This window comes from Streptomyces sp. NPDC001515 (assembly GCF_053597115.1).
Genome location: NZ_JBSFHN010000013.1, coordinates 1 through 26,655 on the forward strand (window position 1 = coordinate 1; position 26,655 = coordinate 26,655).

Below are 26,655 nucleotides of genomic sequence, written 5' to 3' on the forward strand. Positions count from 1 at the left end.
CTGTTCACCAAGCCGGGTGACTACCCGACGGACGTGTACGTGCTGCCCAAGCACCTGGACGAGAAGGTCGCCCGTCTCCACCTGGCCTCGCTCGGCGTTCGGCTCACCACGCTCCGCCCGGAGCAGGCCGCGTACATCGGCGTCGAGGTCGACGGCCCGTACAAGCCCGACCACTACCGCTACTGAGCCACCGATCCCGAGCGCGCACCGGCCGGCTGATCCTCGAACACCGAGGTGAGCCGGCCGGAGGCGTCCGCCAGGGCCTTCAGGGCGTCCCCGATCCGCCACTGCTCCCGGTCGCGCGGCCCGACCGCGTTGGACACGGCCCGCAGCTCCACGACCGGGCAGCCCACCGCCGCCGCGGCCTCGGCCACGCCGAAGCCCTCCATCGCCTCCGCCAGGGCGTCCGGATGACGGTCCCGCAGCGCGGCGGCGCGCGCGGCCGTGCCGGTCACCGTGGACACGGTGAGAACCGCGCCGGTACGCGCCCCCGTCGCCTCGGCGATCCGGGCCACGAGCGCGGCGTCCGGCCGGTGCTCGACGGTGCCGAAGCCCAGCTCGGTCACCGCGACGAAGCCGTCGGCCGTCTCCGCGCCCAGATCGGCCGCGACGATGCCGCTCGCCACGACGAGCGAGCACAGCGGCGCCTCCGGCTGGAAGCCGCCGCCGATGCCCGTGCTGACGACCAGTGCGTATCCCGCCCCCCGCCGGTCGGCGGCGGCCAGAACGGCGGCGGTGGTGGCGGCAGCGGCGGCGGGTCCCACCCCGGCGGCCAGCACGTCCACGCCGACGCCCCCCGCGGTCTCCCGGTGCAGGATGCGGGCGGCGGCCGGAGCGGGGGCGGGCGCGGCGGAGGTCTCGCGGAAGGCGCCCGCCACCGCGTCCTGTTCGGCGGTGACCGCCGTGACGACGAGGACCCGCGCGGCGGCCCCCTCGTCGGGGCGGCCGTGCGGGTCCGGCTGGGAGATCATCGCGTCACCGTTCAGTGGGTGTGCTGGCCGCCGCTGATGACGGCGACGAAGGCCATCTTCAGGTACGTGTCGCCCCGGCGGCGCGACAGCAGCGCGAACGAACCGGCCAGCGCGAGCAGTTCCAGGTCGTCCCAGTCTCCGGTGACCTCGATCCGCACGGACTTGCCGTCGGACTTGCCGAGGGAGAAGTCGATCGTGTCGGCCCCCCGGACGAGCGTCGCCCGGTAGCCGCCCCGGCCCGGCGGGGACATCCGCCACTCGACCGGCGCGCCGCCGCCGGGCACGAAGGCGCCCCCGCCGTCCAGGCACAGGATCGCGGGATCGGCGGCCGTGACCCGGGTCCGCCGGCGTCCGGTGGCCGCGATCGGCAGGGCACGGCCACCGACGGTGACCGTGCCCGTGCGCATCCCGCGGTCGAACTTCAGCGTGCCCGTGGGCTTGTCGAGGCCGTCGACGACGAACGCGCCGCCCTTCTTGCGCAGGCGGAGTCCGGTCTTCGCCATGCCTCAGTCCTTTCGCGCCGTCCGGGCGAACCCGGGGATGAGCACCAGGGCGACGACCACGTGCATGGCCAGCAGCGTGATCGTGGAGCCGCTGCCCTCGCCGCTGCCGGCCGGGCCGAGCAGGGAGAGCACGAAGACGACCGAGGAGATGATCGTCCAGCGGTTGCGGGCGGACGCCGGCTTGCGGTCGAGCAGCGCGGCCACGCCCCAGGCGGCGAAGCCCACGACGAGCGTCACGATGACGACCATGGGCAGGCCGATCTCCTGGACGTCGTCGCCCGACGCCTTCGCCTGGATGCCGTTGTCGAGGGCGGCGTGCCCTATGAGCCAGACGATGACGGTCGCCACGGTCGCGGCCAGCGGATAGACGAGCCGTCCGCGGGCCAGCTGACGGGTGGGGGAGGCGGTCGCTGTATTCGACATGCGTCTTCATCCTTAGGCCGATGCGCGTGTCCCGGTCCGAGGGCGGACCTTTGCGAAAGTTCACGGTACGGGCAAGCGGCGCCGCCGGTGCAGGCGCTGGATCGTATCTGTAGGGATTCTCTTAGCGGTCGGTCCACCAGCATGGAGCTGCGCTGCCCGGGGCTGTTGTGTTCGCGGGGCCAGCAGACCGTATCCATGCCGGACTCGACGCTGAGGAGACGCACGGGTGGACGCAGGATTCAAACGCGAGATCGAACAAAAGGTCGCCGCCGGCGAGCGCCTCAGCCGGGAGGACGGTATCGCACTGTACGCGTGCGACGACCTGGCCTGGCTCGGTGGACTCGCCCACGAGGTACGGACGCGGAAGAACGGCAACGTCGTCCACTTCAACATCAACCGCCACCTCAACATGACCAACGTGTGCACGGCCTCGTGCGCGTACTGCTCGTTCCAGCGCAAGCCGGGCGAGATGGACGCGTACACCATGCGCATCGAGGAGGCCGTCAAACTGGCCAAGGCGATGGAGTCCGAGCAGCTCACCGAGCTGCACCTGGTCAACGGCCTCCACCCGACGCTGCCGTGGCGCTACTACCCGCGCTCGATCCGGGCGCTGAAGGAGGCGCTGCCGTCGAACGTGGCGATCAAGTCCTTCACCGCCACCGAGATCCACCACTTCGAGACCATCTCGGGCCTCCCCGCCGACGAGATCCTCGACGAGCTGATCGACGCGGGGATGGAGTCGCTGACCGGCGGCGGCGCGGAGATCTTCGACTGGGAGATCCGGCAGCAGATCGTCGACCACAAGACCCACTGGGAGGACTGGTCGCGCATCCACCGCCTCGCCCACGAGAAGGGCGTCAAGACGCCCTGCACCATGCTCTACGGGCACATCGAGGAACCGCGCCACCGCGTCGACCACGTGCTGCGGCTGCGCGAGCTCCAGGACGAGACCGGCGGCTTCCAGGTCTTCATCCCGCTGCGCTACCAGCACGACTTCCATGACTCCATGGACGGCAAGGAGCGCAACCGGCTGATGGCCAAGACCAAGATGGCCACCCCCGCGGAGTCCCTGAAGACCTTCGCCGTCTCCCGGCTCCTCTTCGACAACGTGCCGCACGTCAAGGTCTTCTGGGTCATGCACGGCCTCCAGACCGCGCAGCTCGCGCTCAACCACGGCGCCGACGACATCGACGGCTCCGTCGTCGAGTACAAGATCACCCACGACGCGGACAACTACGGCACCCCGGACAAGATGTCCCGCGAGAGCCTGCTGGACCTGATCCGCGACGCCGGGTTCCAGCCCGTGGAGCGCAACACCCTCTACCAGATCGTCCGCGAGTACGAGGGCCCGGATCCGGAGATCCGCGAGACCCCCCAGCCCATGCGGGTCTGACCCATGACCATCACGACAAGTATCGGCAGGTGTGCGCGATGACCGTACGGGACGAGGACCTCACGGGTGATGCCCTGGAGGTCTGGATCGACCAGGACCTCTGCACGGGCGACGGGATCTGCTGCCAGTACGCTCCCGACGTCTTCGAGCTCGACATCGACGGGCTCGCCTATGTCAGGAACGCCGACGGGGACCTCCTGCAGGACACCGGTGCCACGGTCATCGTGCCCACCATCGCCCTGCGCGACGTCACCGACTCGGTGAAGGAGTGCCCGGGGGAGTGCATCCACGTGCGCCGGGTCAGCGACGGCGTCGAGGTCCTCGGACCGGACTCGGCGGACGCCTGATGACGACCGTCGCCGGGCCGGCCCGCCCCGCCGCCCCGGCCCGCCCCGCCGCCCCGGCCGGCCTCGGCCGGCCGCGCGTCGGCCACATCGACTTCCTCAACTGCCTGCCCCTGTTCTGGGGACTGGCCCGTACGGGAAGCCTGCTCGACCTCGATCTGCGCCGGGACTCGCCGGAGCGGCTGAGCGACGCCCTGGTCGCCGGGGAGCTGGACATCAGCCCCATCAGCGTCATGGAGTACCTGCGCCACGCCGACGACCTGGTCGTCCTGCCCGACATCGCGGTCGGCGCGGACGGGCCGGTCATGTCCTGTCTGCTGCTGAGCAAGGTGCCGCTGGAGGAGCTGGACGGGGTCCCGCTCGCCCGCACCACGGCCAGCCGCACCACCGTGCGCCTGGCCGAACTGCTGCTCACCGAATCGGTCGGCGTCCGCCCCGCCTACTTCGACTGCCCGCCGGACCTGCCCACCATGATGGCCGGGGCCCCGGCCGCCGTGATCATCGGCGACGCCGCCCTGCGCGCCTCCCTCCTCCAGGCCGACACCTTCGGCTTCCAGGTCTACGACCTGGCCGAGATGTGGCGCGAGTGGACCGGGCTGCCGTTCGTCTTCGCGGTCTTCGCCGCCCGGCGCGCCTTCGTGGAGGAGCGCCCCGAACTGGTCCGCGAGGTCCACTCCGGATTCCTGCGCTCGCGCGAACTCTTCCTCGACGAGATCGAGGCGGTCTGCCACAAGGCCGCCCGCTGGGCGGAGTTCGACTTCGAGACCCTCAAGCGCTACTACCTGTCCGCGCTCGACTTCGACCTGGGGGAGCGGCAGCTCGCCGGACTCCGCGAGTTCGCCCGCCGGGTCGGCGGAGCCGAGGCCGGCTTCGCGCCCGATCTGGGCATCCGTCTGCTGGAGACCGGGCGCATCCGCTGACGGCGCCCGCCGACCACACCGGGCGCGCCCGCTGACGGCTTCCGCCGACCACGCCGGGCGCACCCCTCAACGGCGCCTGCCGACCCATCCGAAACAGAAAGGTGGCCCGATGGCCATCCCGACCAGTCATCTCACCGCTGCTCTGGACCGCGCCGCCACCGGAGGCCGCCTCACGCCCGACGAGGCACTGGAGCTCTACCGCCACGCCCCGCTCCACCTGCTCGGCCAGGCCGCCGACGAGGCGCGCCGCCGCCGCTACGCGGGCCGCGAGAACCTGGCGACGTACATCATCGAGCGGAACATCAACTACACCAACGTCTGTGTGACGGCGTGCAAGTTCTGCGCGTTCTACGCGGCGCCCAAGGACACGGACAAGGGCTGGTCCCGGGACCTGGACGACATCCTGCGCCGCTGCGCGGAGACCGTCGAGCTGGGCGGCACGCAGATCATGTTCCAGGGCGGGCACCACCCGGACTACGGCGTCGAGTACTACGAGACCATGTTCTCCGCCATCAAGGAGCGCTTCCCCGAACTGGTCATCCACTCGCTCGGCGCCTCCGAGGTGGCCCACATGGCGAAGGTCTCCGGGGTCCCGGTGGAGGAGGCCATCGTCCGCATCCGCGACGCCGGCCTCGACTCCTTCGCGGGCGCCGGCGCCGAGCTGCTGCCGGCCCGGCCGCGCACCGCCATCGCCCCGCTCAAGGAGTCCGGCGAGCGCTGGCTGGAGATCATGGAGACCGCCCACGGCCTCGGCCTGGAGTCCACCACGACGATGCTCATGGGCACCGGCGAGACCAACGCCGAGCGCATCGAGCACCTGCGGATGATCCGCGACGTGCAGGACCGCACCGGCGGCTTCCGCGCCTTCATCCCCTACACCTACCAGCCCGAGAACAACAAGCTGCGCGGCCGCACGCAGGCCACTTCGCTGGAGTACCTGCGCGTCATCGCCGTCGCCCGGCTCTTCCTCGACAACGTCGCCCACATCCAGGGCTCCTGGCTCACCACGGGCAAGGAGATGGGCCAGATGACCCTGCACTACGGCGCCGACGACCTCGGCTCCGTGATGCTGGAGGAGAACGTCGTCTCCTCCGCCGGGGCCAAGCACCGCTCCAACCTCCCCGAACTGCTCCAGCTGATCCGCGGCGCCGACCGCGTACCGGCGCAGCGCTCCACGACGTACGAGATCCTCCGGGTGCACGACGACCCGTCGGCCGACCCGGCCGACGAGCGCGTCGTCTCCCACATCTCCTCGATCGTGGATTCCGGCGACGGCGTCCGCCGCCGCTCACTGAAGGTCCTGCCGGTCGGCTGAGGGAGACGGATCGACGTGAAGGTATTTGTCACAGGCGGAGCCGGCTTCATCGGCTCGCAGTACGTGCGGGCGATGCTCGCCGGCGAGTACGCCGGATACGAGGACGCCGAAGTCACCGTGTTCGACCTGCTCACCTACGCCGGCAACACCGCCAACCTGCCCATCGGCCACGAACGGCTGACCTTCGTCCAGGGCGACATCCGCGACGCGGCCGCCCTGGACGCGGTCCTGCCCGGCCACGACGTGGTCGTCCACTTCGCCGCCGAGTCCCACGTGGACCGCTCGGTCGCCGGCGCCGTCCCGTTCGCCTCCACGAACGTGGTCGGCACCCAGCAGATCCTGGACAGCTCCGCCCGCCACGACGTGGCGACCGTCCTCTGCGTCTCCACCGACGAGGTCTACGGCTCCATCGAGCACGGCTCCTGGGACGAGCACGAACCGCTCCAGCCCAACTCGCCCTACGCGGCCTCCAAGGCCGGCAGCGACCTCGCCGCCCTCGCCTACCGGCGCACCCACGGCCTCGACATCCGGCTCACCCGCTGCTCCAACAACTACGGCCCCTACCAGAACGCCGAAAAGCTCATCCCCCTCTTCATCACCCGCCTCCTGCGCGGCCAGCCCGTCCCCCTCTACGGCGACGGACGCAACGTCCGCGAATGGCTCCACGTCGCCGACCACTGCGCCGCGCTCCAACTGGTCCTGACGGACGGCGCCCCCGGCGAGGTCTACAACATCGGCAGCGGCGTCGAGGTCACCAACATCTCCCTCGCCCGCCGCCTCGTCGAACTCTGCGGCGCCGACCCCTCCATGATCCAGCAGGTCACCGACCGCAAGGGCCACGACCTGCGCTACTCCCTCGACTTCAGCAAGATCACGAAGCTCGGGTTCACCCCGTCCATCGAGTTCACCACCGGCCTGGAAAGCACGGTCCGCTGGTACCAGGACCACCCGCAGTGGTGGCCCGCCGAGACCGCCTGACGGAGTCTCGGCCAGGGGCGCGACGGCCGCCGGACCGACATGGGTCCGGCGGCCGTCGCGTGCGCGGTCCGGTCCGGCTCCACCGCTCAGGGGGCGCTGCTAGATCGCGGCGGTCACCAGGAGCCGTCAGCTCGGTCTCGCGGCCCTCCAGTCACTTACCGCCCATCTCCTGCGCCCCGTACCGCCCGACGACCGGTTCGCGGTGGGAGAAGCCGAACACCCCGCCCCGCCTGAGGTGGGACGCCACCCGGGGGAACAGCTCCTCGGCGTCGGTGAACCAAACGGCCCCCCACGTCGAGTAGATCGCGAACCGCGGACCGTCCGCGTCGAGGAAGGCACACGCCCCGGCGTGCACGAACGTGAGCCGCCTCTCGCCTTTCCAGAAGCGGCGCGCCCGCTCGACCTGGACGGCGGAGAAGTCGACAGCGGTCACCTCGACCCCGGCGCGGGCGAGGAAGGCGGCGTTCTCGTCCTCTGCCGGCCCCAGATCCAGTACTCGGCCGGTGTGGTCGGGGCGACGCCGAGCATCAAGAAGTCCTCCGGGAGACGTGCCGGACGGTGGAGCCCGTCAAGCTACTCGCGTCCCCGCGCGTGTTGTGGGCGAATCTGAGCGTGCCGCCCGAACGGGGAGCCCGGAGGCGCCTGAGCCCCCGTCTCCACCAGCAGTTCGTGCACCCCGTAATGGAGCATGTCCGAGCGGAGCGGTACGTCGGCCTCCGGCGTCGCGAGGCGGAGGCCGGGGAAGCGGGCGAAGAGCATCGGGAGGGCGATGCGGAGGGTGGCGCGGGCCAGGTTCTGGCCGATGCACTGGTGCTCGCCGTGGCCGAAGGCGACGTGGCCCTGGGCCGGGGCCGTGATGTCGAGCCGGTCGGGGGCGTCGAAGTGGGCGGGGTCGCGGTTGGCGGCGGGGAGGGCGAGGACGACGGTGTCGCCCGCCTTGATCGGCACGCCGTTCAGCTCGACGTCCTCCAGGGCGGCGCGGCTGGCCCCCAGGTGGGAGATCGTGAGGTAGCGGAGCAGTTGCTCCACGGCGTTGTCGGCCAGGTCGGGGCGGGCCCGCAGGAGGGCCAGTTGGTCGGGGTGGGCCAGCAGGGCGAAGGTGCCCAGGGCCAGCATGTTGGCCGTCGTGTCGAAACCGCCGCCGAGCAGGGCCCAGGCGAGGTTCACGACCTCCTCGTCGGTGAGGCCCTCGTCGGTGGCGAGTTCGCCGAGCAGGTCCGTGCCCGGGTCGGAGCGCTTGGCGGCGACGAGGTCCTGGAGCGCCTCGGCGATCGCCGTGCACGCGGTGATCAGTTCCTCCACCGTGTAGTGCATCCGGGACAGGACGGCCAGATGCCGGGACAGCGGTTCGCGCAGCGCCTCGGGCACGCCGAGCATCTCGCACATCACCCGGACCGTGAACGGCTCCGCGAACGCGCTCACCAGGTCCACCGGCCCGCCGGACCCGGCCAGCGCCTCCAGGTACTCCTCCGTCAGCCGCGTGATCATCGGGGTCAGCGCGGCCACCGACCGCATCGTGAACCGCCGGGCCAGCAGCCGCCGGTAGCGGGAGTGGTCCGGCTGGTCCATCTTGATGAACGCGCCCGGGGCGGCGGGCGGCGGGGCGTACGTGTCCATCGGGAAGGGCGGCGGGATCGGCAGGCCGATCAGCTCGTTGCGGTGGCTGAACCGCCGGTCGCTCAGCACGGCCCGTACGTCGGCCAGCCGCGTCACCAGCCAGCCCGAGCCCTCGCCCGGCCCCACGGTCAGGGCGAGGGGCGCGACCGGACACGTCTCGCGCAGCTTGGCGTACTCCGGCGGCGGGTCGAAGGGGCAGGTCCGCGTCTGCGGCAGCGCGACCGGCGGGTCCGCCACGGACCCGGCCCCCGTCACGGACCCGGTCTCCGCCACGGACCCGGCCCCCGTCACGGACCCGGTCTCCGTCACGGACCCGGTCACCGGTACGTGCCCGGTCTCCGCCACGGACCCGGTCACCGGTACGTGCCCGGTCTCCGTCACGGAGCCGGTCTCCCGTACAGGCCCCGGGCCGGTCTCCCGTACCGGCCCCGGGCCGGTCTCCCGCGTCATCGCGTTCCCTCCGGTATCAGCGCCCGCAGCCGTTCCTCGATCGCGTCGGCGGCCCGCGCCGCGCCGCCGGCCGCGCGGACGTGGTGGCTCATGTCCTGGACGCGGGCGCGGAGCGCGGTGTCGGCGGCCACGTCGAGAACGGCGTCGCGCAGGGCGGTCACGGTCGCGTCCTCGCGCCGCACGGTCCGGGCGAGGCCGAGATCGGTCAGGCGCCGGGCGTTGACGTGCTGTTCGGGGTGGTGGGGGACGACGACCATGGGGACGCCGGCCCGCAGCCCTTCCAGGACGCTGCCCATGCCGGCCTGGCAGAGGAGGACCGAGGTGTGCGGCAGGACCTCGGCCAGGGGCACCCAGGGATGGGCCTCGACATGGGGCGGCAGGGGGCCCAGCTCTTCGGGGGCGACCCGTTTGCCGAGGGCGAGGACCAGGTGCCAGGGGAGATCGGCGAAGGCCCGTACGCAGTCGCGGAAGAAGTCGGGGTGGTTGTTGACGGTGGTGCCGAGGGAGACGAGCAGGACCGGGCGGCCGTCCGCCGGCGGCTGCCAGGCGGTGGCGTCGGCCGCCGGGGCCGGGGGCCGGGTCGTCGGTCCGACGAAGACGTGGTGGCCGTCGAAGGTGTCGCCCCGGAACTGGAATTCCTTGGGCACGAAGGCGACGGTGAACTCCTCGTGCCCGTTGAACAGTTCGGCCTGCTGCTCCTCGCGCAGACCGCTGCCGGTCACGATCGCCCGCAGCCGCTCCGCGAAGGCGACGATCGCCGGGTGGGCCGGGTCGATCTGCCCGGCGAACTCCTGGTGCTGCTCGGAGAGGTTGAAGTGCTCGTTGGAGATGAACGTGGGGGACAGCTGCACGCTGGGCCGCCCCCAGCGGGCGGCCAGCAGCCGCCCGGTCAGCCACAGCGTGGTGTCGTACGCGACGACGTCCGGCGGCCCGGCCGCGAAACGCGCCTCGATCGCCGGGAGGACCGCCGTGCTGGCCTCCAGCAGCTTCAGCGGGGCCCGCGCGCACTCGTCGGCGTCGATGACGTCCGGCGGCGGGTCGGAGGAGAGCGGCGGATCGTACAGGCACGCCTCCGCGCCCGTGGCGCGGACCCGCTCCAGGAACTCCTCCGTGGTGAAGCAGGTGACCCGGTGGCCGCGCTCCACGAGCTCGGCGACCACCGGGAGCGCCGGCACCATGTGCCCGTACGCCGGGTAGGGGAGGAAGGCGAAGTGCCGGGGGGTCTCGTTCATGACGCGGCAGCCCTGGCCTCGATCGTGTCGGCGGCGAGCGACGGGCCGCGCCGGGCGGCGATGCTCGCGGACAGTTCCCGCACCCGCCGCCGGGCCTCCTGGTCCCCGGCGAGGTCCAGGACGGCGGTGCGCAGGCCCTGCGCGTCGAGGTCGGCCGGGGCGATGGAGCGGCCCAGGCCCAGTTCGGCGACGCGTGCGGCCACCAGGTCCTGTTCGCCCGTGCGGGGCACCACGACCGGCGGGACCCCGAACGACAGGGCCTCCATCGTGCTGCCCATGCCGGCGTGCGAGACGAAGGCCGAGGCGTGTGCGAGGACCGACAGCTGCGGCACCCAGGGCGCGGCCTCCACGTTCGGCGGGAGCGGGCCGAGGTCGTCCGCCGTGACCAGGCCGCCCAGCGACATGACGACGTGCCAGGGCAGATCGGCGAGCGCGGCGAGCGCGTCGCGGTAGAACGCCGCCTGGTTCTCGTAGCCGAAGCTGCCCAGGGCGACGAGGACCACCGGGCGCCCGTCGTCCGGACGCTGCCAACTGCCCTGGTGGGCGCGGTCCCCGATGCACGGCCCGACGAACACGTGCCGCTCGTCGAAGGTCTCGGTGCCCGGCTGGAACTCGGGCGCGACGAAGACGACGGTCCGCTCCTCGGGAGCGCCGGTGAACTCCTCGTTGGACAGATCGCCCAGGCCGTGCGCGTCCAGGGTGCCGCGCAGCAGCTCCCGGTGGCGGGCCAGCGCCGGATGGTCCGGATCGGGCGCGGACATGGTCGCGGCGAGTTCGGCGTACGGATTGCAGGTCTCGCTGACCACGAACGTCGTCGCGGTGAGCACCGAGGGCAGCTGCCACTTGCGGGCCAGCAGCCGGCCGGTGGCGAAGCCGAACGCGTCGTAGACCATGACGTCCGGCCGGTCGTCGCCGAGCCGCTTCTCCGCCTCGTCCAGCGGCGCGAACGCCTCGGTCAGATGGCCGACCGCCGCCTCGGCCATGTCGTCACCGGTGATCTTCGCCGGGATGGCGACGGTGTTCCAGGACTTCGGCACGACGGACTCGTACGGGATCACGTCGGCGCCGGTGGCCGCGACCACGTCCGCGAACTGGTCCGCGACCACGTACGTCACCCGGTTGCCGCGCCGCACCAGCTCGGCGACGACGGGCAGGGTGGGGTTCACATGGCCGTGCGCGGCGTAGTTGAAGAAGGCGATGTGACGACCGCTCATCGCAGGGCCGCCATCTCCCGGGGCTGTGCCGCGGCGGTGGGCAGCGGGCCGGAGGAGGCCGGGCCGGAGGGGGCCGGGCCGGAGGGGGCCGGGCCGGACGGGGCCGTGGCCTCCAGGCTTCGGCGGGCGAGATTGATGACGTACTCGCCGTAACCGGACTTGGTCAGCCGTGCGCCGCGCCGCAGGCACGCCTCGGCGTCGATGAAGCCGCGCCGCAGGGCGATCTCCTCGATGCAGGCGATGCGCACGCCCTGGCGCCGCTCCAGCACCTGGACGTACTGGCCCGCGTCCATCAGCGAGTCGTGGGTCCCGGTGTCCAGCCACGCGAAGCCCTGGCCGAGGTCGACCACCTGCGCCTTGCCGTCGCGCTGGTAGTGCCGGATGACGTCGGTGATCTCCAGCTCGCCGCGCGCCGACGGCGTCAGGTTCTTGGCGATGTCCACGACGTGGTTGTCGAAGAAGTACAGCCCCGTGATGGCGCGGTTGGTGCGCGGCCGGGCCGGCTTCTCCTCGATGCCGATCAGCCGGCCCCGCTCGTCGACCTCGCCCACGCCGTACCGCTCGGGGTCGGAGACGTGGTAGCCGAACAGCACGCAGCCGTCCAGGTCGCGGCGGCTCTCGTGCAGCCGGTCGGACATGCCGGGGCCGTAGAAGATGTTGTCGCCGAGGATCAGCGCGACCGAGTCGTCACCGATGAAGTCCGCGCCGATGACGAACGCCTCGGGCAGTCCGTTGGGGTCCTGCTGGACCGCGTAGCTCAGCCGCAGGCCCAGCTCGGAGCCGTCGCCGAGGAGCCGCTGGAACAGCGGCTGGTCCTCGGCCGTCGAGATGATCAGGATGTCCCGGACGTCCGCGAGCATGAGCACGGAGAGCGGGTAGTAGATCATGGGCTTGTCGTAGACGGGGAGCAGTTGCTTGGAGACGGCGAGGGTCACGGGGTGCAGGCGCGTTCCGGCGCCCCCGGCGAGGATGATGCCCTTCATGGGTGAGTCACTTCCGTAGGTGGCGCGGGATGGGTGCGTGGAGGGCCGGGCCTGCGCATCAGGCGTTCGACGGTGTCGGCACCGCGTACGGCGCCTCCCGCCTCGCGCACGTGGCGGCGCATCGCGGCCACGGCGGCGGCGATGTCCTGCCCGGAGACGACCTCGTCGACCGCCGCACGCAGCGCGGCCGCACTGGCCGACTCCCGCATGAGGACGCGTCCCAGATCGAGGCCGGCGGCCTGCTGGGCGATGACCCGCTGGTCGATGTGGTACGGCACGAACACCATCGGGACGCCGTGGACGAGCGACTCCATGACGCTGCCCATCCCGGCGTGGGTGATGAACGCGGAGGCGTGCCGCAGGACTTCGGGGTGCCGGAGCCACTGGTGGGTCTCCACGTGGTCCGGCAACGGGCCCAGTTCTTCCGCGGTGACGCGGTGGCCGAGGGTCACCACCAGATGCCACGGTGATCCGGCCAGCGCCTCGACGCAGAACCGCAGGAAGGCGGCCTGGTCGGGGGTGTACGAGCTGCCGAGCGAGAGCAGCACGACCTTACGGCCGTCCGGCGGCTGCCAGCCGCCCTCGGCTTCCGGTGCGCCGTCCTCGGAGCCGTCGGTCAGGCAGGGCCCGATGAACGCGAACCGGTCGTCGAAGGTCTCCGCGGCCGGCTGGAACTCCTTCGGCAGGAAGACGATGTTGTCGCCGTCGTCCCCGCCGAAGCCGTCCAGCGGGGAGTCGTCCAGGCCGTGCGCGGCCAGCAGCCGCTTGCGGCGGTCGGTGAACGCGGTGATGGCCGGGTCGTGCGGGTCGACCGGTTCCGGCGGCGGACCGGTCACCTCCCGGCTCTGCCGCTCGGACATCGAGAAGCCGGGGCCCGAGGCGATGGTCGGGCACAGCTGCACCACCGGGACGTCCCAGGCGCGGGCCAGCAGCCGGGCGCCCTCGGAGGCCGCGAGGTCATGGGCGAGGAGGTCGGGCCGGTCGCCGCCGAACCGGGTGGCCACCGTCTCCACCGGGGCCAGCGCCTCCTCGAAGAAGGCGAGGATGTTCTCCACCGGCGTTCCGGTGGGCCCGTCGGCCCACGGGAAGCGCGACGGATAGACGACCGCCTCGGCGCCGCTGCTCCGCACCAGATCGGTGAAGCGCTCGGCGACGAAGCAGGTGACCCGGTGGCCGCGCCGCACCAGTTCGGTCATCAGGGGAACGGCCGGTGCGATGTGCGCGTACGCGGGGAAGGTGCAGACGCCGATGTGGCCGCTTCGGCCGGCTGTCCGCAGGGGCGTGGGTCGGTCCTGGGCCGGTTGTCCGTTCACGGCGTGAGTATGTACACGCCCGGCTGCCGCCTTCGAGCGAGCGGAACGAAGACTAGGGCTCCCGCTAGACCGTGTTGACCAAGCTGGTTGTCGATGGATTCAGGACATCAGTCCGCCTCACATCAGTCCGCCTCGACAGAGAGACGCAGTCACCGATGAACACATACGCAAGTCCACCCGGACACCGTCTCGCACGCCGTGCGAAGGGGACAGTGATCGCGGTCGTGGTGACGATGACGGCCATGCTGACCACGGCGAGCGCGTCGGCGGGCGGCCAGGCCCAGGTGAGCGGCACGGTGCCGCTGACCCGTGTCGTTCCGCAGCCCGTCGAGGTCCGCACCACGGCCGGTGTCGCCTTCGACCTGGAGCCGGACGACGCGGTCTACGCGACCGCCGGTTCCAAGGAGGCGACCGAAGCCGCCGCGTTCCTCACCGGACTGCTGCGCAAGCCCACCGGTTACGCCCTGCCGGTGCGCTCCCTGGCCTCCGGCGCCCGGCCGGAAGGCATCGTGCTGGCGCTCGGCGGCGCCAACACGGTGACGAAGCCCGAGGGCTACGAACTGGAGGTGAACGCGCGCGCGGTCACGATCCGCGCCGACGACCGGGCCGGCCTGTTCAACGGGGTGGAGACGCTGCGTCAGCTGCTGCCGGTCAAGGTCGACCGCGCCCAGCGGATGCCGGGTCCCTGGCGGGTGCAGGGCGGTGTGATCTCGGACGCCCCGCGCTACGGCTACCGGGGCGCCATGCTCGACGTGGCCCGGCACCACCTCCCGGCCCCGGACGTGAAGGGCTACATCGACGCGATCGCCCGCTACAAGATCAACTATCTGCACCTCCACCTGGTCGACGACCAGGGCTGGCGCATCGAGATCAAGTCCTGGCCGGAACTGGCCAGGATCGGCGGCAGCAGCGGTACGGGCGGGATGCTCGGCGGCTACTACACGCAGGAGCAGTACAGCGACCTCGTCGCCTACGCCTGGGCGCGCGGCATCACGGTCGTCCCGGAGATCGAGGGCCCGAGCCACATGCACTCGGCGCTGGCCTCGTACGCCAAGCTGACCTGTGACGGCAAGCCGTTGGAGCCGTACACGGACTGGGTGAACAGCCCGCTCGGCAAGCTGTGCATCGACAACCCGACGACGTACGAGTTCCTGGACGACGTGATCGGCGAGATAGCGGCCCTCACCCCCGGGCCGTACATCCACATCGGCGGTGACGAGGCGCACGAGCGGCCGCAGGCCGAGATGGACCTCTACCTCCAGAAGGTCGCCAAGCTGGTCGAGAAGCACGGCAAGAAGGTCTTCGGCTGGCAGGAGGCCGCCGGGTCGCTCGACCCGAAGACCTCGGTGACCGAGCTGTGGGCCGCGGGCATCAACGACGAGCAACTGGTCGAGGCTGCCAAGGGCGGCGGCAAGTTCATCATGGCGCCGGCGAGCAACGCGTACCTCGACATGAAGTACAACGACGCGCTGCCGGAGTACCCCGTCGGCAACTCTTGGGCGGGCACCTCCACGGTGGAGGACTCCTACGACTGGAAGCCCGAGGAGCAGGTCGCCGGGCTGGGCGAGTCCACGATCGCCGGTGTCGAGGCGCCGCTGTGGTCGGAGACGGTGTTCGGCATCAACCAGCTGGAGAACCTCGCGTTCCCCCGCCTCCTGTCGATCGCCGAGATCGGCTGGGCGAAGGCGTCCTCGCACAACTGGGACGCCTTCAAGGTGCGGCTCGCGGCCCAGGGGCCGCGGCTGCGCGAGGCCCGCGTGAACTACTACCCGTCGCCCGAGGTCCCCTGGCCGCTGGGCAGCTGATCCGGCGGCCCCGGCGCCGGTGCCTTCGCGGGCGCCGGGGCCGTGGGGGTGGCAGTGATTCGGTAGTACGAAAAGGCCCGGCCGGAGGAATTCCGGCCGGGCGTTTTCCGTGGAACCGAGCGTTATCCGTAGAGCCGCGCGTTTCCGAATGCCGTACTGCCCGCGGGGTCAGACGCGGACGGCCTGCACCATGTAGTAGTTGTCCTCGGCGTCGGTCAGCGGCGCCTGCTGGGGCGTCACCTCGAAGCCCTGCGCGCGCAGGATGGAGCAGACCCGCTCCAGCTGGTCGTCCAGGTCCGCGACCTCCACGACCACGCGGCGGATGCGCGGCCACTGCGCGTCGTCGATGCCGAGCAGTACATCGGCCTCGGCGCCCTCCACGTCGACCTTCAGCAGGTCCACGTCACGGTCCGCCGGCAGGTAGGCCGCCAGCCGCTCCACGTCGACGGTGACCTTCTCGGCGAAGTACATCTGGTCCGCGAGCGCCGCGTCGGACAGCTGCGCCATCTGCGCCTTGGGCTGCTCCTTGATCTCCGGATACCGGGTGGAGTTGGCCGGGAGCATCGGGAAGAACGAGAAGCTGACACCCGCCTCCGGCTTGCTGCCCAGCGCCGTCCGGTGCAGCGTCACGTCCGTGTGACCGTGCAGCTCCATGTTCCTGCCGAACAGGTCGATCGAGTCCGGCATGGGCTCGAACGAGACGATCTCCGCGTCCGGGTACGTGCTCTTGATGAAGAGGACGAACATCCCGATGTTGCCGCCGACGTCGAACACCAGCGGCTTGTCCGGGAGTTCCAGCGTGCTGTAACAGCCCTGCTGGAAGATCTCGTCGTAGATGTACTGCGTTTCGAGGACGCTCTGCGTATACACCTGCAGGCCGTCACCCAGCTTGACCAGTTCCGTCACCATCGCCCCTTGGTCGACCTGTGAGGTGGAGAGTTTGTGAAACGAGCGTATGGGCGAGAAGGCGGCCCGGACGGATTCGGCCATCGCATCTAGTCGAACAACTAACCGGGAGCCTGGACCCCGCGATTCCGTGCATAGGCCCGGCAGTTAGACTCGCGGCGTTCGAATCGGACGTATGAACGACTCGGGCCGGTCGGATCTGCGCTGCTCACGCCTGTCCCGCCGGGTGCGGCCGCATGGAAGGGCCGCCCGGTTCCGTGGCCGCCCCGGTCGACGCGGCGCCCGGTGGCCGCGTTCCGTCGCGGCAGTCGCAACCATGGGGGGTTGTCTTGTCTTTCACCGTGAAGAGCACGCACACATACCGCAGGAGCCGTCTGCTGGCGGTCTGCACCTTCGCCGCGCTGTCCGCGAGCGCGTTCGTCCTCGGCCCTGCCGCCGTGGCGCAGGCCGACAGCGGCGCGCCGCACCGCGACCTTGCCGTCCAGCGGCTCGAAGCGGAGCAGCCCGAGGCTCCGCACGCCGCCGAGAAGCCGGCAGCCGGAAAGCCCGACGCTGAGAGGCCCGCCGCCGGGAAGCCGGCGGCCGGGGACACCTCGGCCGCCGCGAGGGCCGCCGCGGTGGCGGGCCCCGACGCACCGCTCTACGACGTCGACGGGGACGGCAAGGCCGACCTCCTCATGCACGGTTCGACCGGCAGCGTCCTGGAGTGGTTCAGCGGTTTCGGCGTGCCGATGAGCAAGAGCGGCTCCACCGAGTACCTCGACATCCTCACCCCCGGTGAGGAAAGCTCCGCCACACCCGGCCCGGAGGTGCTGTCCCTCACGGCCTCGGGCCAACTGTCGCTCTGGGGCAACGAGTCCTTCCCGGAAGGCAGCCCGATCTGGACCGGCCGGGGCTGGCAGACGTACAACAAGGTCGTCGCCGTGGGTGACGTCACCGGCGACGGCCTGGGCGACCTGCTCGCCCGTACGCACACCGGTGACCTGTACTTCTACCGGGGCACCGGCGACTCCTCCGACCCCTTCACCGCCCGCGTCAAGGTCGGCAAGGGCTTCCAGATCTTCGACCAGATGACCGGGGCGGGCGACCTCACCGGCACGGGCCACGGCTCGCTCGTCGCCCGCGATCTCGACGGCAACCTCTGGTACTACGCGCTCGACGGCAACGCCGCCACGCCGGTCGCCACGCGCGTCCAGATCGGCAAGGGCTGGAACACCTACAACCAGATCATCGGCTTCCCCGGCGCCCGTCCGGGCGCACACGGCGGCCTCCTCGGCCGGACCACGGCCGGTGGGGCGTACTACTACGAGGGCGACCCCAACGGGTCCGGCCTCACCCAGCTCACCGCCCGCCAGGACACCACCGGCACGGCCCTGCCTCCCGGCTACTGGCTCCAGCGCTACCTGGTGGCGGGCATGGGCGGAAATCCGGCCTGGGGCAAGGGGAATCTCCTGGCTCTGACCTCCGCCGGTGATCTGTACGCCTACTTCTCCAACGACGACGGCACCGTGTCCGACCGCAGCTTGATCGGCAGCGACCTGAAGGGCGCCAAGATCGTCAACTCCGTCGCCCTCGAAGACTCGGGCGATTCGGTGGTGATGGAGGTCTACAACGGAACCCTCTACGACGACACCGTGGCCGGTGGCGCCCATGCCCTGGCCACCGGTTTCGGCAGCTACGACCTGGTGCTCGGCCCCGGCGACCTGAGCGGCGACGGACGCACCGACCTGCTCGCCCGCGACGGCTCCGGGGTGCTGTGGCTGTACCCCGGCAAGGGCGACGGCACGTTCAACGCCCGGGTGAAGGTGGGCGGCGGCTGGAACCAGTTCGACCAGCTCGTCGGCGCCGGTGACTTCTCCGGCGACGGACGCGCCGACATCGTCGCCCGCGACAGCACCGGCACCCTCTACCTCTACCGGGGAACCGGCACCGCCTCCGCCCCCTTCGAGGCCAAGGCGGCGATCGGCCGCGGCTGGAACACGTACACCAAGCTCGCCGCCCCCGGTGACCTCGACGGCGATGGCAAGGCGGACCTCGTCGCCGTCAACACCGCCGGAGAGCTCTACCGCTACAGCGCCACCGGGCGCGCCGAGTCCACCTTCAAGGCGCCGGTGAAGATCGGCAACGGCGGCTGGAACACGTACACCTGGCTCCAGTGACCTTGTTCCCACCCGAGGGGGCGACGGGCGCCGCCCCGCCGCCCCCTCGACCGTTCACGCCACTGTTCGCGCCTCTGTTCGCGTCACTATGTGTGCCTCTGTTTGCACCTCTGTTTGCGCCTGGGTTTGTTCCAGCCCTTGCTCCTGCGCGTATGCCCGTTCGGCTCGGCAGTCGCGGCAGTAGCCGGGATCGGGATCGGCGGAGCGGAAGACGCGCTCGCAGCCGTCGCAGTCCACGAGCGGGATGACGACGATCTTGCGGCGTGGCGGCGGGACGAGATCCGCGGTGCCGGGCAGCGGCGGCGGCAGGAGCGCGGTGATCCGGCTGCGGACGAACTTCGCCGGGTGTTTGACGGGGACCGGAAGGTCGCTGGTGAGGGCATGGCGTACGGCGTCGGGGTGCGCGTCCCGTTCGAGCCAGGTTGCGACGCCGGGTGCGAGTTTCGCGATATCCCCCTCGGACAGGGTCAGTTGGGGCGCGTGACGGCGCAGGTCAGCGAGCAGCGCCGTGGCGGCCCGGTGAAGCTCCTCGGTGGGCGCATGCGGCTGAGGCAGCGGCGCGGGCTGCTTCCTCGGAGCCGTAGGAGCCGGTACGTGGACGAAGGGGGCGGGGTCCGGAACCGTCGGGGGTGGGGATGCCGGGGGCCGGAGCGGGGACGGGGGCGGCGGGGGAGCGGCCGGTGTCCGCGGAGGCGGTGGCGGTGGCGGGGCCGCTGTTTCGGCGTGGACGTCTGCGTCAGGACGTGGGGGCGGCAGCGTGGTGACCTTGGGGGCGCTGGTCTTCCGGGTGGCGGGTTTGGGCTTGGCGGGCCCGGGAGCGGTGGCCGTGGGCTCGGCGGCGGTGCGCGGCTGGTTGTACGAGACCGTACGGGTGACCACGCGGCCCGTGGCAAGCCGTACGCGGCTGCGGTGCAGATAGCCGACCGCCTCCAGCTCGCGGAGGGCGGACGCGATCCGGGTCTCGCTCTCCGGGAAGCGTTCGGCGAGGACCTTGATGCCGATCTTCGCCCCGGCGGGCAGCGACTGGATGTGCACGGCGAGCCCGATCGCGACGAGCGAGAGCGCGCGGTGCTGGGCGAGCTGGTTGCCGATGACCACGAAGCGGGAGACGTGGCGGGCGTTGACGTGGATGACGCCGGAGGTCGGCGTGACGTCGGTCTGGGACCGGGGTGAGCTGCGCCGGAGGGGCGGGGGCGCGATAGCCTGCGAAGTATCCATCGGGAAGTGGGTGTTTCTTCCTTGTGGTCAGGCCCTCGTTCGAGATTGTCAGTCTCGCCGGGGGCCGTCTCATGTTCTGGGGTGATCGGTCGCCGCGAGCATATGCCAGCCAACCCGCCCCGAATCCAGCCCGATTGCCCTATGTCACCCGTGCGAGTGATGCAGGTCAGGACGGGGGTGGGGTGGGGTTTGGTTGGGTTTTTTCCCAAGTTCTTTAAAAGCATTCAGACGTCGTGGGCGGCCGGGACGCGGTGTACCGGGTCGCGGTTCACCGGGTCGTGGAAACCCACGACCCGGTGGCGATCAGCGGGGAGACCGACAGGGGGCTACCTGGTGGACCGTATGCCCGAGTTGGGTCGGCTCCCGCCGCTCGCGGTGGCTGCGTTCCGCCGATTCGGACTCGCCGTGTAGGACGGGTGGGGCCCCGCCGCTCCGAGGGGGTGAGGCGGGGCCCGGGTCGCGCGTGCTCGATGCTGGCTCGTCAGCCGTTCTTCCTGGCGAAAGTGACCAGATGGAGGAAGCGGTGTCCGATGGCGCTGCCAGCCCCCGGGACCTGGCCTTTCTCCGGGATCGCACCCTTGTGAACGAGGGGCGGAAGCAGATCTACGGCACCCAGATCGCCGGAGTGAAGGACGGCTCGCCGGTCCCGTGGCCCTGCGAGGACCCTGAGCGGAAAGCGCGGCTCGACGGGCTTCATCGGGCGAAGATCCGGCTTGCCGACGAGGTGCTGGTGGTCGGTGACTACATCGGGGACAGTACGCGGGCGGAGATCGCGTACGCCCGGTCGCTGGGGCGGCCCGTGCGGTTCACGCATCCCGATGTCGACCCCGGCGGTGAGCTGGGCGATGGGCGTTAGGCCCCCAGCTCCAGCGCCGCCCCCCGCACCGCGTCGACCACCAGCTCCACCGCGACGTCGGACAGGTGGGGGCCGATGGGCAGGCTCAGGACCTCGGCGGCGAGGCGTTCCGTTCTCGGGAGGGTGGGGGAGGGGGTGTGGCCGGCATAGGCGGGGGTGCGGTGGACGGGGACGGGATAGTGGATGAGGGTGCCGATGCCCGCTTCGTCCAGGCGTTGCTGGAGGAGGGCGCGGTGGGGGGTGCGCAGGACGTACTGGTGCCAGACGTGTTCGGCCCAGGGTTCGGTGCGGGGGGTGAGGAGGCCGGGGAGGCCGGTGAAGGCCTCGGTGTAGCGGTGGGCGATGACGCGGCGGCGGTCGTTCCAGGCGTCGAGGTGGGGGAGTTTGGCGGCGAGGACGGCGGCCTGGATCTCGTCCAGGCGGGAGTTGGCGCCCTTGATCTCGTGGACGTACTTCTCGCGGGAGCCGTAGTTACGGAGGAGGCGCAGGCGGTCCGCGAGAGCGGGGTCGTCGGTGACGACGGCGCCGGCGTCGCCCAGGGCGCCCAGGTTCTTGCCGGGGTAGAAGCTGAAGGCGACGGCATGGCCGCTGCCGACGCGCCGGCCGCGGGCGCGGGCGCCGTGGGCCTGGGCGGCGTCTTCGAGGACGGCGAGGTGGTGGCGGTCGGCGAAGCGGCGGATGGCGTCCGGGTCGACCGGGTGGCCGTACAGGTGGACCGGCATGACGGCCCGGGTGCGCGGGGTGATCGCGGCGTCGAGCTGTTCGGTGTCGATGAGGAAGGAGCCCTCGGCAGGCTCCACGGGGACGGGGCGCGCGCCGGTCGCGGAGACGGGGAGCCAGCTGCCGACGAACGTGTGGGCGGGGACGATCACCTCGTCGCCCGGCCCCACGCCGAGCGCCCGGAGGGTCAGCTCCAGGGCGGCGAGACCGCTGGCCGTCGCGACGCAGTACGCGTTGCCGCAGTAGGCGGCGTACGCCTCCTCGAAGGCCGCCAGCTCCTGGCCCAGGATGTAGCGGCCGGAGCGCGAGACCCGGAGGACGGCGGCGTCGATCTCCTCCTGCACGCCGGTCGCCGCGTGCATCTCGCGCAGGTCGAAGAAGGGAACCTTGGTCACGTCTGCCTCCGGCTGTCCCGCAGGAATTCCTGGTACTCGCGGTAGTAGTCCGCTTCGTCGTAGTGGTGCGACGCCAGGACGAGGCAGACCCCGTCCGGGGTGAAGTCGCTGAGGTCCCGCCAGACCATCGGGCCGACGTACAACGCCGTCCCGGGGGTGTCCAGGCGGTACTCGGCCTGCTGGTGGCCGTCGTCGAGCCGCAGGGTGAAGCCGCCGTGCGCGGCGACGAAGAGCTGCTCCAGCTCGCGGTGGGCGTGCCCGCCGCGGGACGTACCGGCCGTCAGATCGTGCAGGAAGTAGACCCTGCGGATCTCGAAGCCGGCGGTCCACTCCGACTCGGCGACCGAGACGCAGCCGCGTTCGTCCCTGTGCTGTCCGAGTTCGACGATCCGGCTGGGCTTGACCCTGCCGACGGGTGTCTCGGTGATACTCGCTGCCATCGCAGCCACTCCTCGATCGTGTCCGGCGCGCGCGGGGGATGGCTGTGCCGGTCGGGTCGCTATCGGTCCGTGGTGCCTGCCGTACGGGCCTGCCCCAGAGCGGTCACCTCCGGTCCGTGGGCGACGGCGACGCGGATGGCGTCGCTGATGGTCTCGATGTCGTCGGCGCCGACCGAGGGGCCGGTGGGCAGGGCGAGCAACTGTCCGCACAGCGCCTCCGCGTGCGGTGCCGTGACCTGCCGGTCCTCGGCGTACGGCTGGAGCTGGTGCATGGCCTGGGCGAAGTACGGCTGGGCCAGGATGTGTTCGGCGCGCAGGACGTGGAGGAGCAGGTCCCGGTGGAGTCCGGCGGCCTCCTGGTCCACGGTGACCATCAGGTAGTGGTGGGTGTTGCGGTGCCGCTCGTCGTACTCCAGGATCCGCACCCCGGGGATGCCGGCCAGCGCGGTCCGGTAGCGCTCGTAGTTGGCGCGGTTGTGCGCGACGGTCTCCGGGAGCGCGTCGAGGGAGGTCAGGCCCATGGCGGCGGCGGCCTCGTTCAGCTTGCCGTTCGTCCCGACGTGCCCCACCCGGCCGTCCGGGCTGAAGCCGAAGTTCCGCACGGCCCGCATCCGGTCGGCCAGCGCGTCGTCGTCGGTGACGATGGCGCCGCCCTCGAAGGAGTTGACGATCTTCGTTGCGTGGAAGCTGAAGACCTCCGCGTCACCGAAGCCGCCGACGGGGGTGTCGCCGTAGCTGCACCCCAGGGCGGGGGCCGCGTCGAAGTAGAGCCGCAGCCCGTACTTCTCGGCGATCTTCTCCAGCCTCGGCACGTCACAGGGCTGCCCCCACAGGTGTACGCCGATGATCGCCCGGGTCCGGGGGGTGATCAGCGCCTCCACCCGGTCGCAGTCGATGAGCCCGGTCACCGGATCCACGTCGCAGACCACGTGCCGCAGTCCGCGCCAGCGCACGGCGTGGGCCGTGGCGGGGAACGTCAGGGCCGGGACGATCACCTCGTCACCGATCGCGCCGCCCGTCGCCTCGTCCCCCACGAGCATCTGCAGCGCCACGGTGGCGTTGCAGAGGGAGACGCAGTGCCGCACCCCGGCGAGTTCCGCCACCCGCGCCTCGAACTCGTGCATGAGGGGGCCCATGTTGGACAGCCACTCGTTGTCGAGCACCTGGTTCAGGCGGTCGAGGAATCGCTGGCGGTCGCCCTGGTTCGGCCGGCCGACCCGGCGGTCCTCGACAAATGCCGGTGTGCCGCCGAACAGTGCCAGATCCTGTGTGCCGTGCTTCATCCGAACGTTCCCCCCTCTGAAAGCGGACCGGGTCTCCTCAGACCCGTCGCCGATACGCTTGTATGGCCAGCGGGGCGAAGACCGCGGTCATCGCCACGGCCCAGCCGGCCGTCCACCACACAGAGCTTCCGACCGGACCACCCGTGACCAGCGCGCGCAGCGCGGTCGCCTCCTGCGAGATCGGGTTGATGTCGGCCCAGGTCTGCAACCAGCCCGGCATGGTGTCGGTCTTGACGAACACGTTGCTGCAGAACGTCAGCGGGATCGCCAGGACCCCGCTGAACATGTGAACCGTGGTGGCTGACTTGGCGGCGAGGCCGACCAGCATGGACAGCCAGGCGAGGCCCGCCGCGAACACCATGGCCAGCACCAGCCCGGCCAGCAGCTTCCAGACGCTGGTGCGGACCTCGAAGCCCTGGAGCGCGCCCACCGCCAGCAGCATCAGCAGCCCGACCCCGACCCGGACCAGGGTCCCGATCAGATGGCCGATCAGCGGGGCGATCCGGGCGATCGGCAGGCTGCGCAGCCGGTCGAAGAGCCCGTTGGCGATGTCCTGGTGCAGCCCGGTGCCGGTGGTGAGGACGGCGGTGACCGACGACTGGACGATCAGGCCGGGCAGCGCGAACTGGAGGTAGGCATCGGTGTCCCCGGCGATGGCCCCGCCGAAGACGTACACCAGCAGCGCGATCACGATCAGCGGCTGGACGACGGCGAAGCCGATGATCTCGCCCGGGTTGGCCTTGAGGTGCATCAGGTTGCGGCCGCCCAGGGTCAGGCAGTGCCGGGTCACCGTCAGCAGGCTCAGCCGGTGCTTGGGCGCGGGCGCGGTGAGCGCGGTCATCACAGGTTTCCTTCGGACGGAGCGGACGGCGCGGTCAGCAGGGGTGCGGACGCAGCGGATGGCGCGGTCATCACGGGGGCGGGCGGAGCGGACGGCGCGGTCATCGGATGCTTCCTTCCGCCGGTGCGGCCGGCGCGGTTCCCGCGGTGGCCAGCTCGGCCACCCGGTCGCGTTCCTTGCGGCCCTTGCTGCCGGTCAGCGACAGGAACACCTCGTCCAGGCTGGGCCGGCGCAGGGCCAGTTCGGTGACCTCGATGCCCGCCTCGTCCAGTCGCCGCAGCACCGCGCTCGGCAGGGCCGTGTCATTGATCTGGATGCGGAGCGTGCCGCCCTCGCCGGCCGGGCGGATGCCGCTGATCTCCTCGACGATCCGCCGGGTGGCCTCCAGATGGACGGCGTCGGCGGGCTGGATCTCCAGCGTCTGCCGGTCGGTCTTGGCCTTGAGCTCCTCGGGGGTGCCCTTGGCGATGGCCGTGCCGCCGTCGATGACCACGATGTCGTCGGCCAGCTGGTCGGCCTCGTCCATGTACTGGGTCGTCAGCAGGACCGTCGAGCCGTTGGTGACGAGCCTGCGCACGATGTCCCACAGCTCGTTGCGGCTCTCCGGGTCGAGACCGGTCGTCGGCTCGTCCAGGAACAGCACGGACGGCTCGCCCACCAGGCTGACCGCCAGGTCGAGCCGGCGGCGCATCCCGCCCGAGTACGTCGTCGCCTTGCGGTCCCCGGCGTGGCTGAGCCCGAACCGCTCCAGCAGCTCCGCCGCCCGCTTCCGGGCGCCCGCCCGCTTCAGGCCCAGCAGCCGGGCCACCAGGGCGATGTTCTGGGCGCCGGTGAGCTGTTCGTCGATGGCCGCGTACTGGCCGGTGAGGCCGATGACCCGGCGCACCTCGTGCGGTTCGCGCGCCACGTCGTACCCGGCGACCCGGGCGACCCCGCCGTCGGGCGACATCAGCGAGGCGAGGATCCGCACCGCCGTCGTCTTCCCCGCCCCGTTCGGGCCGAGGACCCCGAGGACGGTGCCCTCCCGCGCCTCCAGGTCGAGCCCGCTGAGCGCGGTGACCTCGCCGAACCGTTTGACGAGGCCCTCGGTCTCGATGGCGTACGTCATCGGACACCCGCGTTCACCGGGGCGCCGGGCAGAGCTGCCGTGTCCTTCATGATGGAGTCTCCTGGTGTCGCGTCGGAATCGTTGAGCCAGCCGTCGATCACCTGCGCGGCCCGGCCCGGTCCGCCCGCGGCCAGCAGGTCCATGCGCATCCGGGCCACGCCGCGCCGGATGACGGGATCGGTCGCCACGTGCTCGACCGCCGCCCGCACCCGCTCGGCCGTGACGTCCTCGCCCGGCAACTCCACGCCCAGCCCCAGTTCGGTGACGCGGGCGGCGTTGACGCGGTCCTCCGGGGTGTACGTGACGATCACCAGCGGGGTGCCGAAGGACAGCGACTCCAGGATGGTGCTCATCCCGGAGTGGCAGACCACGGCCGACGCGTGCGGCAGGACGGTGCCGAAGTCCAGCCACTCGTGCAGCTCCACCCGGCCGGACGCCGGCGGCTCGGCGGGCAGATTGCCGGGGCCGACCGCCACCACCAGATGCCAGTCCGTCTCCGCGAAGGCCGCTCCGCAGGTCGTGAAGAAGTCCGGGCGGTCGTTGACCTCGGTGCCGAGCGTGATCAGCGCCACCGGCCCGTCCCCGCTCCCGGACGGCCGCGACCACGAACCCGTCCCGGTCCGGCCGGCCGGAACGCTGTGCCCGGTGAACGTGTACCGCTCGTCGAAGGTCTCGCCGAACGGCTGGAACTCCCTGGGCAGCAGCACCAGATTGCGCTCGTCGAAGTTGGCCATGAACGGCCACACCGCGTCCCGCTCCTCGCCCTCCCCGGCCAGGAAGTCCGCCACCAGCTCGATGCACCGGCCGAGGTTCTCGTCGGCCCCGGAGAACACCTCCATGGCCAGCGAGTAGTGCTCGTTCGAGGCGACGTACGGGAACAGCTGCGCCGTCGGCCTGCCCCAGCGCCGGGCCGCGGTCCGCGCGGTGAAGAAGCTCTCCAGGTCGTACAGGATCAGATCCGGTACGTCGTCCGCGAACGCCTCCAGCGTGCGCGGCAGGATCACGTCCATCGACTCCCGCAGGAACCCCAGCCCCAGCGCGCCGATGTCCTCACCGGTCACATAGCCCGTGCCGAGCCGGCCGCGCCGCGAGGGATAGCCGACGAAACCGGCCCCGGCCGCCTTCACCGGCCCCGCCAGACGCTCGTCCAGCACATAGCTGACCCGGTGGCCGAGCCCCATCAGCAGACGGCTGAACTCCAGCGTCGGATTGACGTGCCCGTGCCCCGGAAAGACCAGGATCGCCACGTGCTTCGCGCTCATGGATGA

The 26,655-nt window shown here is 71.4% G+C and carries 26 protein-coding genes; 9 read left to right on the top strand and 17 right to left on the bottom strand.

Annotation, left to right across the window (positions count from 1 at the left end; all coding sequences use genetic code 11):
• On the top strand, positions 1 to 186 hold a 186-nt coding region (locus ACWCXC_RS15820), incomplete at its 5' end, for an adenosylhomocysteinase (RefSeq protein WP_450686141.1).
• Here the strand turns inward: ACWCXC_RS15820 and ACWCXC_RS15825 are convergent.
• The 3 genes from ACWCXC_RS15825 to ACWCXC_RS15835 are packed head-to-tail and all read right to left on the bottom strand — an operon-like array spanning position 180 to position 1,897.
• Positions 180 to 971: a futalosine hydrolase gene (locus ACWCXC_RS15825; RefSeq protein WP_450889215.1), complete on the bottom strand. Its 792-nt coding sequence runs from the start codon at positions 969 to 971 to the stop codon at positions 180 to 182. The genes ACWCXC_RS15820 and ACWCXC_RS15825 overlap by 7 nt on opposite strands.
• 11 nt (positions 972 to 982) lie before the next feature.
• A complete protein-coding gene (locus ACWCXC_RS15830) occupies positions 983 to 1,474 on the bottom strand; it encodes a hypothetical protein (RefSeq protein WP_450889217.1) in 492 nt (163 codons plus the stop codon).
• A gap of 3 nt (positions 1,475 to 1,477) precedes the next feature.
• Positions 1,478 to 1,897 carry a DUF6069 family protein gene (locus ACWCXC_RS15835; protein ID WP_450889219.1) on the bottom strand — a complete coding sequence of 140 codons (420 nt, stop codon included), beginning with the start codon at positions 1,895 to 1,897 and terminating at the stop codon, positions 1,478 to 1,480.
• A 226-nt stretch (positions 1,898 to 2,123) separates the two neighbouring features.
• Here ACWCXC_RS15835 and mqnE point away from each other — a divergent pair, with 226 nt between their 5' ends.
• The 5 genes from mqnE (at position 2,124) to rfbB (ending at position 6,847) form a co-directional block, all read left to right on the top strand.
• Positions 2,124 to 3,290: an aminofutalosine synthase MqnE gene (gene mqnE, locus ACWCXC_RS15840; protein ID WP_450686145.1), complete on the top strand. Its 1,167-nt coding sequence runs from the start codon at positions 2,124 to 2,126 to the stop codon at positions 3,288 to 3,290.
• 38 nt (positions 3,291 to 3,328) lie between these two features.
• Positions 3,329 to 3,637, top strand: a complete 309-nt coding sequence (locus ACWCXC_RS15845; protein ID WP_450686146.1) for a ferredoxin — start codon at positions 3,329 to 3,331, stop codon at positions 3,635 to 3,637.
• Complete coding sequence (locus tag ACWCXC_RS15850; RefSeq protein ID WP_450889222.1) at positions 3,637 to 4,554, top strand: menaquinone biosynthetic enzyme MqnA/MqnD family protein; 918 nt, start codon at positions 3,637 to 3,639, stop codon at positions 4,552 to 4,554. The genes ACWCXC_RS15845 and ACWCXC_RS15850 overlap by 1 nt, the downstream gene beginning before the upstream one ends.
• Positions 4,555 to 4,663: 109 nt before the next feature.
• Complete coding sequence (gene mqnC / locus ACWCXC_RS15855) at positions 4,664 to 5,869, top strand: cyclic dehypoxanthinyl futalosine synthase (RefSeq protein ID WP_450685141.1); 1,206 nt, start codon at positions 4,664 to 4,666, stop codon at positions 5,867 to 5,869.
• Between the two features lie 15 nt (positions 5,870 to 5,884).
• Positions 5,885 to 6,847, top strand: coding sequence for a dTDP-glucose 4,6-dehydratase (gene rfbB, locus ACWCXC_RS15860; protein ID WP_450685142.1), 963 nt, complete (start codon positions 5,885 to 5,887; stop codon positions 6,845 to 6,847).
• Positions 6,848 to 6,998: 151 nt separating this feature from the next.
• Here rfbB and ACWCXC_RS15865 read toward each other — a convergent pair whose 3' ends face one another.
• The 6 genes from ACWCXC_RS15865 to ACWCXC_RS15890 all read right to left on the bottom strand — a co-directional run bounded on the left by ACWCXC_RS15865 (position 6,999) and on the right by ACWCXC_RS15890 (position 13,656).
• On the bottom strand, positions 6,999 to 7,340 hold the full coding sequence (locus ACWCXC_RS15865) for a class I SAM-dependent methyltransferase (RefSeq protein WP_450889339.1): 342 nt from the start codon (positions 7,338 to 7,340) through the stop codon (positions 6,999 to 7,001).
• An 80-nt stretch (positions 7,341 to 7,420) separates the two neighbouring features.
• Positions 7,421 to 8,701 (bottom strand): cytochrome P450, encoded by a 1,281-nt coding sequence (locus tag ACWCXC_RS15870; RefSeq protein ID WP_450685165.1) that lies wholly within the window; start codon positions 8,699 to 8,701, stop codon positions 7,421 to 7,423.
• 209 nt (positions 8,702 to 8,910) lie between these two features.
• Complete coding sequence (locus ACWCXC_RS15875) at positions 8,911 to 10,146, bottom strand: macrolide family glycosyltransferase (protein ID WP_450889224.1); 1,236 nt, start codon at positions 10,144 to 10,146, stop codon at positions 8,911 to 8,913.
• Positions 10,143 to 11,360 (bottom strand): macrolide family glycosyltransferase, encoded by a 1,218-nt coding sequence (locus tag ACWCXC_RS15880; protein ID WP_450889226.1) that lies wholly within the window; start codon positions 11,358 to 11,360, stop codon positions 10,143 to 10,145. Before ACWCXC_RS15880 ends, ACWCXC_RS15875 begins: the two co-directional genes overlap by 4 nt.
• Positions 11,357 to 12,343, bottom strand: coding sequence for a glucose-1-phosphate thymidylyltransferase RfbA (gene rfbA / locus ACWCXC_RS15885; protein WP_450889228.1), 987 nt, complete (start codon positions 12,341 to 12,343; stop codon positions 11,357 to 11,359). Before rfbA ends, ACWCXC_RS15880 begins: the two co-directional genes overlap by 4 nt.
• The gene (locus ACWCXC_RS15890; protein ID WP_450889230.1) at positions 12,340 to 13,656 is read right to left on the bottom strand and encodes a macrolide family glycosyltransferase; all 1,317 of its coding nucleotides are present in this window, start codon (positions 13,654 to 13,656) and stop codon (positions 12,340 to 12,342) included. The genes rfbA and ACWCXC_RS15890 overlap by 4 nt, the downstream gene beginning before the upstream one ends.
• Before the next feature lie 242 nt (positions 13,657 to 13,898).
• Between ACWCXC_RS15890 and ACWCXC_RS15895 the strand changes: the two genes are divergently transcribed.
• The gene (locus tag ACWCXC_RS15895; RefSeq protein WP_450685147.1) at positions 13,899 to 15,461 is read left to right on the top strand and encodes a beta-N-acetylhexosaminidase; all 1,563 of its coding nucleotides are present in this window, start codon (positions 13,899 to 13,901) and stop codon (positions 15,459 to 15,461) included.
• Positions 15,462 to 15,629: 168 nt separating this feature from the next.
• On the opposite strand, the gene ACWCXC_RS15900 is transcribed toward ACWCXC_RS15895, so the two are convergent.
• Positions 15,630 to 16,451: an FkbM family methyltransferase gene (locus ACWCXC_RS15900; RefSeq protein ID WP_450685148.1), complete on the bottom strand. Its 822-nt coding sequence runs from the start codon at positions 16,449 to 16,451 to the stop codon at positions 15,630 to 15,632.
• 257 nt (positions 16,452 to 16,708) lie between these two features.
• Here ACWCXC_RS15900 and ACWCXC_RS15905 point away from each other — a divergent pair, with 257 nt between their 5' ends.
• Complete coding sequence (locus ACWCXC_RS15905) at positions 16,709 to 18,526, top strand: FG-GAP repeat domain-containing protein (protein ID WP_450889233.1); 1,818 nt, start codon at positions 16,709 to 16,711, stop codon at positions 18,524 to 18,526.
• A 54-nt stretch (positions 18,527 to 18,580) separates the two neighbouring features.
• Here the strand turns inward: ACWCXC_RS15905 and ACWCXC_RS15910 are convergent, their stop codons facing one another.
• Positions 18,581 to 19,744, bottom strand: coding sequence for a helix-turn-helix domain-containing protein (locus tag ACWCXC_RS15910; protein ID WP_450889235.1), 1,164 nt, complete (start codon positions 19,742 to 19,744; stop codon positions 18,581 to 18,583).
• A 511-nt stretch (positions 19,745 to 20,255) separates the two neighbouring features.
• Here ACWCXC_RS15910 and ACWCXC_RS15915 point away from each other — a divergent pair.
• The gene (locus ACWCXC_RS15915) at positions 20,256 to 20,600 is read left to right on the top strand and encodes a hypothetical protein (RefSeq protein ID WP_450889237.1); all 345 of its coding nucleotides are present in this window, start codon (positions 20,256 to 20,258) and stop codon (positions 20,598 to 20,600) included.
• Here the strand turns inward: ACWCXC_RS15915 and ACWCXC_RS15920 are convergent.
• The 6 genes from ACWCXC_RS15920 to ACWCXC_RS15945 all read right to left on the bottom strand — a co-directional run bounded on the left by ACWCXC_RS15920 (position 20,597) and on the right by ACWCXC_RS15945 (position 26,649).
• The gene (locus ACWCXC_RS15920) at positions 20,597 to 21,715 is read right to left on the bottom strand and encodes a DegT/DnrJ/EryC1/StrS family aminotransferase (RefSeq protein ID WP_450889239.1); all 1,119 of its coding nucleotides are present in this window, start codon (positions 21,713 to 21,715) and stop codon (positions 20,597 to 20,599) included. The genes ACWCXC_RS15915 and ACWCXC_RS15920 overlap by 4 nt on opposite strands.
• Positions 21,712 to 22,155 (bottom strand): sugar 3,4-ketoisomerase, encoded by a 444-nt coding sequence (locus ACWCXC_RS15925; RefSeq protein ID WP_450889241.1) that lies wholly within the window; start codon positions 22,153 to 22,155, stop codon positions 21,712 to 21,714. Before ACWCXC_RS15925 ends, ACWCXC_RS15920 begins: the two co-directional genes overlap by 4 nt.
• A gap of 59 nt (positions 22,156 to 22,214) precedes the next feature.
• Positions 22,215 to 23,438 (bottom strand): aminotransferase class I/II-fold pyridoxal phosphate-dependent enzyme, encoded by a 1,224-nt coding sequence (locus tag ACWCXC_RS15930; protein WP_450685156.1) that lies wholly within the window; start codon positions 23,436 to 23,438, stop codon positions 22,215 to 22,217.
• A gap of 37 nt (positions 23,439 to 23,475) precedes the next feature.
• Positions 23,476 to 24,279 (bottom strand): ABC transporter permease, encoded by an 804-nt coding sequence (locus ACWCXC_RS15935; protein ID WP_383641555.1) that lies wholly within the window; start codon positions 24,277 to 24,279, stop codon positions 23,476 to 23,478.
• Between the two features lie 100 nt (positions 24,280 to 24,379).
• Complete coding sequence (locus ACWCXC_RS15940) at positions 24,380 to 25,387, bottom strand: ATP-binding cassette domain-containing protein (protein ID WP_450889244.1); 1,008 nt, start codon at positions 25,385 to 25,387, stop codon at positions 24,380 to 24,382.
• Positions 25,384 to 26,649, bottom strand: a complete 1,266-nt coding sequence (locus ACWCXC_RS15945; protein WP_450685158.1) for a macrolide family glycosyltransferase — start codon at positions 26,647 to 26,649, stop codon at positions 25,384 to 25,386. Before ACWCXC_RS15945 ends, ACWCXC_RS15940 begins: the two co-directional genes overlap by 4 nt.
• Positions 26,650 to 26,655 lie beyond the last annotated feature (6 nt).